Source organism: Embleya sp. NPDC020886 (assembly GCF_044333915.1).
In the GTDB taxonomy this organism is placed as follows: domain Bacteria; phylum Actinomycetota; class Actinomycetes; order Streptomycetales; family Streptomycetaceae; genus Embleya.
This window is the reverse complement of the sequence record NZ_JBIRRX010000010.1, coordinates 1-14,363: the sequence shown is the minus strand read 5'-3', so window position 1 is coordinate 14,363 and position 14,363 is coordinate 1. Positions and strand designations below refer to the sequence as shown.

Annotated in this window: 9 protein-coding genes; 4 read left to right on the top strand and 5 right to left on the bottom strand. The window is 71.1% G+C overall.

The genetic code is table 11. From position 1 onward, the window contains the following. Window positions 1-212: 212 nt before the first annotated feature. Window positions 213-1,847 carry a PP2C family protein-serine/threonine phosphatase gene (locus ACH4U8_RS30245; RefSeq protein WP_395781523.1) on the top strand — a complete coding sequence of 545 codons (1,635 nt, stop codon included), beginning with the start codon at window positions 213-215 and terminating at the stop codon, window positions 1,845-1,847. Window positions 1,848-2,024: 177 nt separating this feature from the next. Here ACH4U8_RS30245 and ACH4U8_RS30240 read toward each other — a convergent pair whose 3' ends face one another. Next, window positions 2,025-3,443, bottom strand: a complete 1,419-nt coding sequence (locus tag ACH4U8_RS30240; protein WP_395781521.1) for a hypothetical protein — start codon at window positions 3,441-3,443, stop codon at window positions 2,025-2,027. Between the two features lie 446 nt (window positions 3,444-3,889). Here ACH4U8_RS30240 and ACH4U8_RS30235 point away from each other — a divergent pair, with 446 nt between their 5' ends. Next, window positions 3,890-4,777 carry an aminoglycoside phosphotransferase family protein gene (locus tag ACH4U8_RS30235; protein WP_360313865.1) on the top strand — a complete coding sequence of 296 codons (888 nt, stop codon included), beginning with the start codon at window positions 3,890-3,892 and terminating at the stop codon, window positions 4,775-4,777. Window positions 4,778-4,826: 49 nt separating this feature from the next. On the opposite strand, the gene ACH4U8_RS30230 is transcribed toward ACH4U8_RS30235, so the two are convergent. Together ACH4U8_RS30230 and ACH4U8_RS30225 are read right to left on the bottom strand one after the other, a co-directional pair. Beyond that, the gene (locus ACH4U8_RS30230; protein ID WP_360313867.1) at window positions 4,827-5,309 is read right to left on the bottom strand and encodes a hypothetical protein; all 483 of its coding nucleotides are present in this window, start codon (window positions 5,307-5,309) and stop codon (window positions 4,827-4,829) included. Window positions 5,310-5,503: 194 nt separating this feature from the next. After that, entirely contained in the window at window positions 5,504-5,707 is a 204-nt protein-coding gene (locus ACH4U8_RS30225) for a cold-shock protein (RefSeq protein ID WP_020557813.1), read from the bottom strand. A gap of 478 nt (window positions 5,708-6,185) precedes the next feature. On the opposite strand from ACH4U8_RS30225, the gene ACH4U8_RS30220 reads away from it, so the two are divergent. Both ACH4U8_RS30220 and ACH4U8_RS30215 read left to right on the top strand, forming a co-directional pair. Beyond that, the gene (locus ACH4U8_RS30220) at window positions 6,186-7,547 is read left to right on the top strand and encodes a hypothetical protein (RefSeq protein ID WP_360313869.1); all 1,362 of its coding nucleotides are present in this window, start codon (window positions 6,186-6,188) and stop codon (window positions 7,545-7,547) included. Window positions 7,548-7,723: 176 nt separating this feature from the next. Further along, window positions 7,724-9,376 (top strand): acyl-CoA synthetase, encoded by a 1,653-nt coding sequence (locus ACH4U8_RS30215; RefSeq protein ID WP_395781519.1) that lies wholly within the window; start codon window positions 7,724-7,726, stop codon window positions 9,374-9,376. A 196-nt stretch (window positions 9,377-9,572) separates the two neighbouring features. On the opposite strand, the gene ACH4U8_RS30210 is transcribed toward ACH4U8_RS30215, so the two are convergent. Both ACH4U8_RS30210 and ACH4U8_RS30205 read right to left on the bottom strand, forming a co-directional pair. After that, entirely contained in the window at window positions 9,573-11,114 is a 1,542-nt protein-coding gene (locus ACH4U8_RS30210; protein ID WP_360313873.1) for an acyl-CoA synthetase, read from the bottom strand. Window positions 11,115-11,365: 251 nt separating this feature from the next. Further along, window positions 11,366-12,160, bottom strand: coding sequence for an oxygenase MpaB family protein (locus tag ACH4U8_RS30205; RefSeq protein WP_395781780.1), 795 nt, complete (start codon window positions 12,158-12,160; stop codon window positions 11,366-11,368). Window positions 12,161-14,363 lie beyond the last annotated feature (2,203 nt).

Here is a 14,363-nt window from a genome sequence, read left to right as displayed (position 1 = left end):
TTCGAGGATGTCGAGCACGTCGGGATTTGCTCGTCACGGCTGGTGAGGGGCTCGATCGCGGTCGCGATCGGGCCCCTTTCGCCATCTCCGGACACCGGAAATGGGCAATCTGCCACAAGCATCACGGTTACCGTGGTTTCATCCGCGTCCGGGCCCTTGATGTGCGACAGTCATTGCACCCTGCCACCTCATGCCCGGAGGAGCGCGAGCGGATGCGCGAACGGCCCGAACACCCCGTGGACGGCCCCCTCGTGGTGGATCCGGCGCAATGGCTCGCGCACATCGGCCGGATGCGCGCCGAACTCGACGCCCTGCGCGGCGGTTTCGGGCTGCGCCCGGGGCCGGTCGGCTTCACGGGAGCGGCCCCGGGCGCCGCTGTCGCAGCCGGCGCCGGTTCGGGCGAGGACGCGGCGGCCGTCGAGGAGGCGCGTCGGCGCGGGTTGTTGTGCGATCTGCTGGCCGGCAGCCTCGGGCAGGCGGCGGAGTATCTGGCCCGGCTGACTCTGGACACCGACGATCCCGAACATCGACAGGCCCACGATCCGGGTCCGGCGACCAGCACGCCGGCGCGCAGCACGGTCCGGCCGGCGGACGTGGGGCCAGGCACTCCGTTCGGACCCGACGACGGGGACGACACGGCGTTGCCCTGGCGGCACCTGCGCCGGTTGTTCGTCGAGCCGGACCCGCACGGGCTGTTGCCCGAGCAGCGCCACACCGCCGCGACCGAGGGGCCGGGCTCGGGTCCGGTGGCCAGCGCCGAGTGGCACCTCGATCGCGACGACGTGCGCTGGTCCGACGAGATGTACGCGCTGTTCGGCCGCGACCGCGCGCTCGGCCCGGTGCCGCTGGCCGAGTTGGCCGGGCACACCGCGGTCGAGGACCGGGCGTTCGTCGCGGAGCTGGTACGCGAGCTGCTCGAACACGCGAACGGCGCCGAGGGGGAATTCCGGATCGTGCGGGCCGACGGCACCCGGGTTTTCGTGCAGTTCGTCGGCGAGCCGGTGCTCGGCGCGGACGGGACCCCGCACGCGGTCTGGGCGTTGCTCCGCGACATCACCGAACTGCGGCGCACCCAGGAGGCGTTGACCCGGACCCGGGCACAACTGCTGACCCAGCGTCGGCTGGTGCGCTCCGAGCACCGGGTCGCCGCCGAGCTCCAGCGCGTGGTGATGCCGTGGTGGACCCGGCCGATCCGGCTGCCCGGGATCGAGGTGGCCACCCGCTACTTCCCGGCCGAGCAGGACTCCAAGGTCGGCGGCGACTGGTACGACGCGCTCGCGTTGCCGGGCGGCGACGTGCTCCTGGCGGTCGGCGACATGTCGGGGCACGGAGTCGCGGCGGCGTCCGGGATGACCACGCTGCGCGGCGCGTTGCAGGGGGTGGCGATGACCGGGGCGGGGCCGGCGGCGATGTTGGCGGCGCTGAACCGGATCGTGGTGCACACGCTGCCGGCGGACAAGGTGGCCACCGCCGTGTGCGCGCGCTTCGAGCCGGTGGGGCGGGTGTTGACCTGGGCACAGGGCGGCCATCCGCCGCCGCTGCTGTATCGGGACGGGGCCGGGCGGGCGCTGGCGACGCCGTTCGGCGTGCTGCTGGGCGCGCTGGACGAACCGGAGTTCGTCGAGGCCCGGGTCGAACTGCTCGCCGGGGACGTGCTGTTGATCTTCACCGACGGCCTGGTCGAGCGGCGCGGGCGCGGCACGGAGGAGGCGGTGGACGCGCTCCTGGGCCTGGGCCCGCGGTTGCTCGGCGCGGATGCCAGGACCTGCGTGGACGTGGTACTGAGTCGGCTCGGGCACACCCGGTACGAGGACGACGCGTGCGTGATGGCGGTGTGCGTGCGGTAGCACTCCGCTCGGCTCGGGACGGCTTTTGCCCGCCTGCCCACCCGTTGCGTCGGGTGGGCAGGCGGCGGGAGGCATGTTCGGGGCAGGGTGCTCCCCCCTCGCGGACCGGGTGCTCGCGACAGGCTTGGACGGCGTCGGTGGGAGGGCCGCGGAAGGCACTCGTTCGGGTCCGGGTACTCAGGCCTCGCGGCCGAATTCTTCGCGGAAGGCGTGGATCTCCGGGACGTCGCGGTAGCGGTCGGTGAGTTTGCGCAGGACCTCCAGGCGGTCCCAGGTGCGTTTGGAGCTCACCTCGCCGGCGGCGCGGACCGCGAGGCGCGCATGGTGCGCGCCCTGCTCGGGTCGGCCGTCGAGCAGGCACGCGGAGGCCAGCGAGATCAGGTCGAAGGTCTTCGAGCGTTCGTGGCCGCGGGCCCGCAACTCCAATGCCTTCTGCGCGTGTTCCTGAGCCCGGCCGGCGGCGGTGGGGTCCACCTCGGCCAGCGTGCGGTAGACCAGCGCCTGCATGCCGTGCAGATCGGCCGCATCGAAGAAGGCCACCCAGTCCGGATCCTCGTCCGGGCGCGACCGGGCGAACTCCGCCTCGGCCCGGCCCAGGGTGCGCCGGCAGTCCGCGGCCCGGCCGAGCGCGGCCTGCGCCCACGCCTCCACGGTGTGGAACATCGCGCGTGTGGTCGCCCCCGCCCGCTCGCCCGCCGTGCGCTGCGCCAACTCGATCAGCGCGAGCGCGTCGGCCGGACGCTCCAGGTGCACCATCTGCCGGGCGGCGCGCGAGAGCGCCTCGGCCGCACGCGGCAGGTCGCCCGCCTCCCGGGCGGCGTGCGCCGCGATCACGAAGTAGTTCTGCGCGGTCGGGTCCAGACCCACGTCGTGCGACATCCAACCGGCCAACGCAGCGAGGTTGGCCGCCACGTTCCACAACCGGCGGGTGATCGGCATCGGGTTGGGATAGGTCAGCAGATTGCCGACCTCGTTCAACTGTCCGATCACCGCCTTGCGTTGCAGCCCGCCCCCACGATCCGCGTCCCACATGCGAAAGACGGTGACCGCGTTCTCCAGCGCGGTGACCTCCTCGGCGCCGATCGGGCCCGCGTCGACGAGTCCGTACGACACCGGATCGGCGAGCGCGCCGCGCGGATGGGACAGGCCGAGCCCGGGGTTGAGCCACCGCTCGAAATTGGCCACCAGGGCCGGACCCGCGACGAGCGCGAACCCGCTGCCCGCGAAGCCGTGCCGGTTGAGCATCAGATCCATGCCGGTGAACTCGGTCAGCGCGGTCACCGTGCGCTCGGTGCTCCACGGCAGATCCTCCTGCACCACCTGCGCGTTGTGCCGGGGGCGACCGGTCAGGCCGAGGTCCTCGGAGGTGACGACACGCCCGAGCCGCTCGGTGAAAAGCGCCGCCAGGACCCGGGGCACCGGGTCCCTCGGCCGCTCGCCGTCCTCCAGCCAGCGCCGGACCCGGGAGGTATCCGTGGCAAGCTGAGGATGGCCCATCGCGGCGGCCCGACGGTTGACCAGTCGGGCGAGTTCGCCCTTGGACCACCCGGTCAGGGCGAAGAGGTCCACCAGTTTGGTGTTGGGTTCCCGGCGCATTGCAAACCGCCCGTTGATGTGGGGACCGTGGCTCGAAAGCGCCCTGTAGGAGGTCGCTCGCCGGACCGAGGCTAGCCGGGTCCGGAGCAGCCGGCTCCGATTCGCCATGGTTCGCCAGGGCTCGCCACGTGGATCACCACCCGGATCTCGGAGTGTTGTGGATGGTGGATCCGGCACGTGGGCCCCCACCCGCCGCGCGGCCGGGTCCACCCTCTCGGCAGCGCAGGAAGGTCTACATGTCATCCACGACGTCCACCACCCCCGGCCGCCCGACCAATCCCGGTTCCGCGACCTCACGGCCGGGCACACCCGGTCCGAACAGGCGTACATCCTCCGGTGGTTCGGCGCCCGGCACGGTGGCGTCGACGAACCCCGCGGTCGCGGCGAACGCCGCGGTCGCCACCGGTCCGGCCCCGGCCGGCGGAGCCGGCCCTGGAGTGCCTCGCATGCCGCAACAGATTCCGGGGCCGGAGGCGGTCGCCGCGCTCACGGCCCGACTCTGTCCCGGCTTCACCGCCGGCGCGGTGCTGCGCCGGACACCGCGTTCGCTGCTGCTGTCCGGTTCGGTCGGGCGCGGCCCGGTCGTGGTCAAGTATCTGACCGACGCCTCACCGCACTGGCTCCAGCGCTTTCGGCACGAGGTCAACGCCTACCGCACCTTCACCCGGCAGCGGCCGCCGGTCCGGGTGCCGCGACTGATCGCCGCCGACCCCGAGCGGCGCATCCTGGTGATGGAACACGTGGCCGGCCGGCCCGCGGCGAACGAACGCCACCCGGGCACCGCGATGGCCCGCGCCGACGTCCGCGCCGTGTTGCACGCGTTCACCACGCTCAACCGGTGGAAGCCCCCGCCCGGGTCGTTCCCGCTCGCGTTCGACTATCCGGCCCGCGTCGACCGCTACCACAAGCTCGGCCTGCTCACCGACCGCGACGCCGGCGACCTGGCCCAACTCCTGCGCGGCCTCAGCCGGGTGCCCGCGCAGTTCTGCCACGGCGACGCGGTGTTGTCCAACGTGCTGCTGACCGCCCAGGGCGCGGCGCTGGTCGACTGGGAGTCCTCCGGCTACCACCTGCCCGGCTACGACCTGGCGGTCCTGTGGACCCTGCTGGCGCGGGACCCGATGACCCGCCGCCAGATCATCCAGACGGCCCAACAATCGGGCTCCCTGTCCCGGGACGCGTTCCTGGTCAACCTGATGCTGGTGCTCGTCCGCGAGATCCGACTCAACGACGTGGGCCCGGTCGGGGAGGACCAGCGCCGGCTGCTGCGCAGGCTGCACGACGACTGCGGGATGGTCCGCCGGGCCGTGCGCGCGGCCATCGGCACCCGCTAGTGGTCGTGGCCGCCCGGCGCCGGCGGGATCGCCCCGCCGTACCGCTCGCTCAGCCGCCGAAGGTGTCCGAAGGGATCGGCTTGAGCAGTTGGAACACGTCGTCGGTGATCGGGCGGTCCCAGGTCACGATGCGCACCATCACGTTGTCGCTGCGGTCGAACTCCACGCAGGCCAGGCGCCCCTCCGCGTACTTGACCTTGCGGATGATCAGCAGGTCGTCGCCGAGCATGATCGGGGTGTCCTCGGTGGACAGCTCCTCGGGCATTTCCTCGTGCCCCAGGGCCGCGACCAGCTGTTGGGCCTCGATCCGGCCGACGCCCTCCTCGCGCGCGGGCGAGCCCGGCGGCAGGTTGCCGATCAGCATCGCCGGACCGCGGTTGGCCAGCAGGTCGTAGCGGACGAAGATCCCCTGGCAACTGCCGTCCTCCCCCGGCAACATGGCCACGATCACGGAGCCGGGCCAGTCGGTGAACGGGATGGCAAGAACGTCGAAATCCGGCCCGGACGGGGGGCGGCGGCGCAGGAAACCCATACAGACATGCTAGTGGCCCCTCACCATGCCGCCGGCCACGCATGATCCTTGGGCGACATCCGAGCGGGAACGCGAATCCACCGAAGGTCGCCCAAAGCACCACGAATCGCCCCGAAAACGCCCCAAGGCCCGCACCCTGCACGGGCGCGGGCCTTGCTAGGTCTGCGGTCCGTTGCCGGAGCCGCGGGACCGATTCAGAGCGGGCGAACCATCTCGGCCTGAGGGCCCTTCTGGCCCTGCGTGACCTCGAACTCCACGCGCTGGTTCTCCTCCAACGAACGGTAGCCGTTCGTCTGAATGGCGGAGAAGTGGACGAAGACGTCTGCGCCGCCGTCGTCCTGCGAGATGAAGCCGTAGCCCTTGTCGGCGTTGAACCACTTGACCGTACCGGTGGCCATGTCTTGATTCCTTCACGTAACCCACAGACACCACACCTCGTGATGCCCGGGTCGCGAACCGTCGAGTGGTCCCACTCCCCGCGTTACCCCGGGATGCCCTCGCTGTGAGGAGCGAAAAACGCCCACGGCTGTTGATGTCCGCAGGCGTTGGACGTGCGAGGGAACTACATCTACTGCTGCAACCGCGGACAACGCTACATGCCAACGAGTGCTCCGCAACAGCCCTTCGCAGTGCGAATCCGACCGTCACCAATGCGGCCAACGGGGGGCATAGCCGGCACACGTCGCTCGGTTCATCCGCGCGGGTGACACAACTGGGCGCAACCGAGGGCTGACCAAGCGTCAGTCGCGGGCCCTCGCCGGCCGCCTGCCCGTCACTTTCCGAACACCCTTCGAACACACGGATGTTCACTCGGCCTTCGCATCACCGCCATCGGTTCATGGTTGGCCCTTCGCGCCGTCTGTCTACCGTTTCGGCATGGCCGCACCGACCGCCCTACCCGCGCCCCCGACGCCCGCGTACGTGCCATCGCCGCCGCGAGTCGCGCCGGTCGCGCCGCCCCCGGATCGGACGCCGCGCATTCGACTGCGTCGGTTGCGCCGGGTGGGTGCGGCGCCCGCCCGGGTGTACGGATTCGCCGCGCTGATCCTGGCCGGCCTGGTCGCCTTGACCGCGGTGATCGCGGTCGGCGCCGGCAACGCCCGGTCCGGACTCGGCGAGGTCGCCGACACCTCCGCACCGCGGGCCGCCGTCGCGGCGGATCTCTACTTCGCGCTCGCCGATCTCGACGCGCAGGTCGCCAACGTGCTGCTGGTCGGCTCGGACGAGCAGGTCGGCAACCGGCAGTTGGCGCTGCGGCAGATGCGCGAGCGGCGCAGCCGGATCACCGCCGACATCCAGACGCTCGCCTCCGGCGGCGCGCCGGTCGGCACGTTGATCGACGGACTCGGCCGCTACGACGCCTACGTCGCACAGGCGCGCCTGGCCGACGAGCAGGTCCAGGAACGCCCGGCCGGGCGCCCGCCGACGTCCGCGCTCAACTACTTCGCGAGCGCGACCAGCATGCTGCACGAGGATCTGCTGCCGGCCGCCGACGCCCTGGGTCGTGGCGCCGAGGAGAAGCTGGCCTCCGACGCGGACTCCGACCGCACGCACGCCCGCTGGGCGGCGCTGGCGGTCGGCGCGGTGGGTGTGTTGCTGGTGGTCGTGCTGATCGTCGGCCAGATCCGCTGGGCCCGCCGCTTCCACCGCGTCCTGGCACCGGGGCTGGCCGCGGTGACCATCGCGGTGGCCGCGCTCACCGGCACCGCCGTAGCCCTGTTCACCGACCACGCCGCCCGGTTGCGCGACGCGCAGACGCAGGCGTTCGACCCGTTCCTGGCGCTGGCCCGGGCCCGGGCGACCGCCTCGGACGCGAACGCGGACGAGAGCCGGTTCGTGATCCTGCCCGACCGTGCCCGCTCGTACAGCGAGAGTTTCGCCGCCAAGTCCGCGCAGTTGGAGCGGATCGTGCCGAACCAGCGGGTGGCCGCGCGCCTGGATGCCTTCCGCCGCGACGACCGGGCGCTGCGCGCGGCGGTCGCCGAGGGCCGGCTGGATGTCGCCGTCGGCCTGGCCACCAAGGTCGGCCGCGGCAACCTGGCCTTCGACTTCTACGACTACCAGACCGCGTTGGCCCAGGTCGCGGACGCCGAGCTGGCCGACTTCGAGGACCGCACCGACCGCGCCGACGACGCGCTGACCGGCTGGCCGTGGGTGCCGATCGGCGTGCTCGGGGTGTGCGTGGTGCTGGTGGCGGCGAGTGCGCGCCCGCGTCTGCTGGAGTACGCACAGCGCTGAGCCGCGGCGCCGCCGGTCCGGCGTGTCGACGGCCCCGCCGGTCCGGCGTACCACCCCTGCCCACATCTTTGCCGCAGTCAAGTGTTCGCGGCGGTCGACAGCGTCACAGTTTCCCGAGGCCGTCCAAACGATATTGCCTCTGGAATATGGCCGGGCCCACGCCTTACGCTCCGCCCATGGAATTCAACCTTGCCGACCTCTTCGAGCGCGCGGCCGGGGAATACCCCGAACGCGAGGCGATCGTCGCGAACGGTGAACGCCGTACATATGCCCTTCTGGAGGAGCGGGCGAATCGCCTCGCCCATCACCTCCGGGACTCCGGCGTGCAGCCGGGCGACCATGTCGCGGTCTACGCCTTCAACATCATCGAATGGGCGGAGGCGATGCTCGCGATCTACAAGATCCGAGCCGTCTGCATCAATGTGAATTTCCGCTATGTCGCGGATGAGCTGGCCTATCTGCTGGATCAGGCCGAACCGGTCGCGCTGGTCTTCCAGCGGCAGTTCACCGACCGGGTCGCCGAGGTCGCGCCCAAGGTCGCCTCGCTGCGCCACCTGATCGTGGTCGAGGACGGCACCGAGCCCGACCCGGCCGGGGTCACCGCCGAGTCGCTGGGCGCGGTGCGCTTCGAGGACGCGATGGCGGCCGGTGCGCCCGAGCGGGACTTCGAGCCACGCTCGGCCGACGACCTGTACCTGCTGTTCACCGGCGGGACCACCGGCCTGCCCAAGGGCGTCGTGTGGCGCCAGGAGGACGTGATCTTCGCCCTCGGCGGCGGCATCGACCCCACCAACGGCGAGCGCATATCCCGGCCCGAGGAGATGGTCGAGAAGGGCCGCAACGGCCAGATGACCACCTTCCCGATCGCGCCGCTGATGCACGGCGCGACCCAGTGGGGAGTGCTGCAGAACCTGGCCAAGGGCCACCGCGTGGTGCTGATCGACAAGTTCGACGCACACGGCGTGTGGGAGACCGTGGTCGCCGAGCGCGTCAACGTCATCCTGATCACCGGCGACGCGATGGCCCGCCCGCTTCTGGAGTCGCTCGCCGAGCCGCGCGACGGGCGCGAGTCGTACGACCTGTCCTCCCTGTTCGCCCTGTCCTCCAGCGCGGCGCTGTTCTCGCCGTCGCTGAAGGAGGAATTCATGGAGCGCCTCGGCATCGTGGTCAGCGACGCCATCGGCGCCTCCGAGTCGGGCGCCAACGGCGTGGGCGTCGCGGTCAAGGGCCAGACCGAGCAGCAGAGCGGGATCACCGTCAAGGCGGTCCCCGACTCGGTGGTCCTGGACGACGACCTCAACCAGCTCCCGGCCGGGGTCGTGGGCCGACTCGGCCGCAAGGGCAACATCCCGCTCGGCTACCTCGGCGACCCGGTCAAGACCGCCGAGGTCTTCCGCACCGGCCCGGACGGCACCCGCTACGTGGTACCCGGCGACTACGCCCGCCTGGAGGGCGACGGCCGGATCACGCTCCTGGGCCGCGGCTCGGCGACGATCAACTCCGGCGGCGAGAAGATCTTCACCGAGGAGGTCGAGGGCGCGGTCAAGGCCCACCCCGAGGTCTACGACGCGATCGTGGTCGGCGTCCCGCATCCGCGCTGGGGCCAGACCGTCGCGGTGGTCGTACAACCGCGCGATGGCCGCACGCCGAGCCTGGCGGACATCCAGGAGCACTGCCGCACCAAGATCGCCGGCTACAAGGTGCCCAGGGTCATGCGCATCGTCGAACGGACCCAGCGCACACCCACCGGAAAGCCCGACCTGCCCTGGGCACTCGCGGTGGCGTCCGCACCGGACGGCGCAGCCGAATCCGAAACCGAATCCGCTTAGCGGACCGCGGTTGCCGAGCCGTGTGGCGGAACAGGGGTTCGCAATCCGCCCGGCGGCACACGGTTCGAACCGGAACAACACGGTTCGAAAAAATTAGCCGCATCGATCCGAATCGGTGGAGTGCCGATTCGGATCGATAAAGGAAACGTCGAATACACCGCCCGGGTAATCCCGGGCGGTGTATTCGTCTCTCGACTCAGACGGCCCGCTCGCGACCCTCCCAATAGGGATCGCGCAACCGCCGCTTCTGCAACTTCCCATTCGGGTCGCGCGGCATCGCGTCCACGAAATCGACGGTGCGCGGGCGCTTGTACGTGGCGAGTTGCTCGACACAGAACGCGAGCAGTTCCCCGGCCAGTTCGGGGCCGGCGACGAAGCCCTCGTTGGCCTCGACGACCGCCTTGACCTCCTCGCCCCAGTCCTCGTGCGGGATGCCGAACACCGCCGCGTCACCGACCGCGGGGTGTCGCAGCAGGGCGCTCTCGATCTCGGCGGGGTAGATGTTCTGCCCACCGGAGATGATCATGTCGATCTTGCGGTCGCGCAGGTACAGGTAGCCGTCCTCGTCGAGCAACCCCACGTCGCCGACGGTGAACCAGTCGCCGATCCGACCCTTGCGGGTCTTCTCCTCGTCCTTGTGGTAGTTGAACCGGCCGGCCCGCATCAGCATGTACACGGTGCCGATCTCGCCGGCCGGCAGCCGGTTGTCGTCGTCGTCGAAGATGCCGATCTCGCTGATCGGCCACGCCTTGCCCACCGTCCCGGGCCGGTCCAGCCACTCCTGCGCGGAGCAGAAGGTACCGCCGCCCTCACTGGCGGCGTAGTACTCCTCGACGCACAACCCCCACCACTCGATCATCCGCCGCTTGACGTGATCGGGACAGGGCGCGGCACCGTGCACGGCGTGCCGCATGGACGACACGTCGTACCGGGCCTTGATCTCGTCGGGCAGTTGCAGCAGTCGGTGGAACTGGGTCGGCACCATGTGCGTGTGGGTGACCTTGTACCGGTCGATCACCCGCAACATCTCCTCGGGCCGCCACTTCTCCATCAACACGACGGCGTGGCCGATGTGCAGCGACTGCTGCGCGTGCTGGAGCACGGCCGTGTGGTAGAGCGGCGAGCCGACCAGGTGCACGTTGTCGTCGTGCGGCTTGACGCCGTAGATCAGCAACGTGCCGCCGTAGCGGGCCTCTTCGGGCGATCCCCCGGACAGCGGCCGGCGCACGCCGCGCGGCCGGCCGGTGGTGCCGGAGGTGTAGTTCATCGTCATGCCGACGCTGCGCTCGGCCGGCGGCTCCGCCGACCGGCCCTCGCTCAGTTCGGCGAACGGCCGGAAGCCCGGCACCGCGCCGACCGCGAACCGCGCCTCGGCAGGCACCTTCGCCTCGTCCGCCGCGGCCGCGATGGTGTCCGCGAACCGCTCGTGGCCGATCACCACCTTGGACTCGCTGTCCGCGAGGATCCAGGCGATCTCGGGCCCGACCAGGTGGTGGTTCACCGGCACCATGTAGAGCCCGGCCTGCGCCGCCGCCATGTACGCCACGATGTACTCGGCACAGTTCGGCAGGATCACGCTGAACACGTCACCGGTGCCCAACCCCGCCGCCCGCAGCCCGTGCACGAGCCGGTTCGACGCGGCGAACAACTCCCCCGCGGTCCACTCGGCGCCATCGGGGTCGACCAGCGCGAGCCGGTCCGGATTGGCCTGCGCATGGGCCCAGAAGCCGTTCGCCACGTGCGGTTCCCTTCGAGCTGACCGGTTACTTGACAATGTCTGACATTGTGACGGGCCGGCGCCTAGAAAGAAAGGGGACCTTACTTATTTGTGGGTGACTTCTGCCTGGCTGCGGGTCCCTTGGCGGTGGTCTGTGCTGCGGTCTGTGCTGTGGTCTGGGTGGCGGTCCGCGTGGTGGCCTGGGTGGCGGTCCGCTCGGTGATCTGAGTGGTCGTCTGTGTGGCAGCCCGCCGGACGGTGTCAGCGACGCTTCACTCTGCGGCACCGATCCCGGGCAACCGTGCCACCGACGGCTCGGCCTCCGGGCCGAGCCGCTGCATCGCGCCCTTGATGTGCGGCGACGGGTACGCCATACGAATCAACGGCGTGGCCGCCCCCATCACCCGCCGCAGCCCCTTGAGCCCGGGCCGCGCCACCGACGAGGGCAGGCCGCGATACCCGTACAGCTCCTTGGCCCAGCGCGGCAACGCCGCGTACGCCAACTCCGAGACCTGGCGCCACAACACCTCCCGCCCGAGCACGAGCACGAACGGCACCGGCGGCCGACGCAGAAAATCGAACACGCTCTGCGCCTCGTCCGACGAAGCGAGCACGGGCCGAACCTCCGCGAAGTAGCGATCCAGCTCGACCACCGACCCCGGCACCTCCGCCCCCGGCAGCCCCACCAACTCGGCGGAGCGCCGCTGCTCGTCCAGGTACAGATCGGCCAGCTCGTCGGTGAACGGGAACCCGGCCTGCCTGGCGACGGACAGGTACGACCCGACCTCGGCGCAGTGGATCCACCGCAGCAACTCAGGCTCGTCTATCCGGTACGGCTGCCCCGTCTCGGGATCCACCGCCCTGATCACATCGTGGATCCGCCGCACCCGAGCCCCGGCCGCCTCGGCTTCCCCCCGCGTCCCGTAGGTCGTCACGCCGATGAAGTCGGCGGTACGAATCAACCGACCCCAGGGATCCTTCCGAAAGTCGGAGTTCTGCACGACACCGCGCACAGCCCTTGGGTAGAGGGCCTGGAGATACAGGGCTCGCACGCCCGCCACCCACATGACGGGATCGGCGTGCAGTTGCCAGGTCACCGAACTTGGACCGAAGAGCCCTACATCGGGGCCGCTTTCGACGTCGGGGCCGTTGGCGGCGTTGGGGCCGTCTACAGCATCAGGGCCGTTTCCGGCGTCGGGCCCGTGCTCGGCATCCGCATCCGCATCCGCATCCGCGACGTTTCCGATGTCCCTGACCTGCCGTGAATCAACCACCGGCACACCTTCCCGAACCTGATCCGCACCTGCACCTGGGACTACGAGGGTACGAGCCACGCCCGGCAGGCGGATGGATCCGGCGTGGGCGGGACGTGGGAGTTGCGTCTTGGTTGGGTTGGGTGCGGTTGGCTCAGGGCTAAACGGTCGGCGTGGGCTGGTGGAGGTGGGCCCGGTCCCGTGGTCACCGGCGGTCAGGAGCCCTGGGCTCCCCGGCGAGACACGGGCGTTGCCTGCGGGAAAAGGCGCTGGCAACGGCGGAGCGGGAGGGTGCTTGCGTCGGGTCCGCCGGGGAGCCTTTCCGAGTGGGCCGGGCGTTCACGGCCGGCGGTCGCGTCTTGGTCGGCAGCGGGAGGCTCAGGGCTAAACGGTCGGCGTGGATCGGCGGAGGTGGGCCCGGTCCCACGGTCACCGGCGGCCGGGAGCCTTGGGTTTCCCGGCGAGAGGTGGGTGTTGCTCGGCGGGAAAGGCGCTGGCAACGGCGGAGCGGGAGGGCGGCCCGGTGAGGTCCGCCGGGGGACCTTTTCGAGTGGGTCGGGAGCGTTTCGGTGGGCGTTTCGGGTCGGGTGGCAGGGTGGAGGGCTGTCTGAGGGCTTGGAGGGTCACGATCGGGATCCCGAGGCTGCTTCGCACGCTCGGGATTTCGCTGACCTGCGGTTTTGCGGGGCCGCGCGGCGTGAGTGCGTGTCGAGGGCCGGTTTGTGAATGCCGGTGGTGGATTGCGTGCGGGCAGGGGTTCTCGGTGGGCGTTTCGGGTCGGGTGGCGGGAAGGGCGGCCCGGTGAGGGGCGCCGGGAGTCTTTCCGGGGGGGTTGGGGCTGTTCCGGTGGGCGTTTGGGGTCGGGGCGGTCGAGCGGGAGGCCGTCCGAAGGCCGTCTAAGGGGTTCGAGGGTCACGATCGGGATCCCGGGACTGCTTCAAGCTCGCGGCTTCCCGCTGACCTGCGGTTTTACGGGACCGACCGGGAGGAGCGCGTGTCGAGGGCCGGGTTGTGCACTCCGGCGACCGAAACCGCCCACTCACCGCCCGCTCTTCTTCTCGTCTCCCGCCACCGCCCACCCACCGCAGGCCGCAACGGCCCGGCCCACTCGGGAAGGCTCCCCGGCGGACCCGACCGGACTCCCCTCCCGCTCCGCCGTTGCCAGCGCCTTTCCCCGCAGGCAACGCCCGTGTCTCGCCGGGGAGCCCAGGGCTCCTGACCGCCGGTGACCGTGGGACCGGGCTGATCTCCGCCGGTCCACGCCGACCGTTTAGCACTGAGCCACCCGCTGCCGACCAAAGCGCGACCGCCGGCCGTGAACGCCCGGCCCACTCGGAAAGGCTCCCCGGCGAACCTGACCGGGCTCCCCAACCGGCTCCGCCGTTGCCAGCGCCTTTCCCGGCGAGCAACACCCACCTCTCGCCGGGAAACCCAAGGCTCCCGTCCGCCGGTGACCGTGGGACCGGGCTTGATCTCCGCCGGTCCACGCCGACCGTTTAGCACTGAGCCACCCGCTGCCGACCAAAACGCAACCGCCGGCCGCAACGGCCCGGCCCCCTCGGGAAGGCTCCCCGGCGGACCCGACCGGGCCGCCCACCCTTCCGCGCCGTTGCCAGCGCCTTTCCGGCAAGCAACGCCCACCTCTCGCCGGAGGACTCAGGGCTCCCGGCCGCCGGTGACCGTGGGACCGGGCTTGATCTCCGCCGGTCCACGCCGACCGTTTAGCACTGAGCCTCCCGCTGCCGACCAAGACGCGACCGCCGGCCGCGAACACCCGACCCACTCGGAAAGGCTCCCCGGCGGACCTCACCGGGCCGCCCACCCTTCCGCGCCGTTGCCAGCGCCTTTCCGGCAAGCAACGCCCACCTCTCGCCGGGGAGCCCAGGGCTCCCGGCCACCGGCGACCGTGGGACCGGGCCGATCTCCACCAGCCCACGCCGGCCGTTTAGCACTGAGCCTCCCGTGCCCGGCCCGGCCGAAATTCCCCGCAGCCCCGAAACGCAAAAAGGTCCGGGAA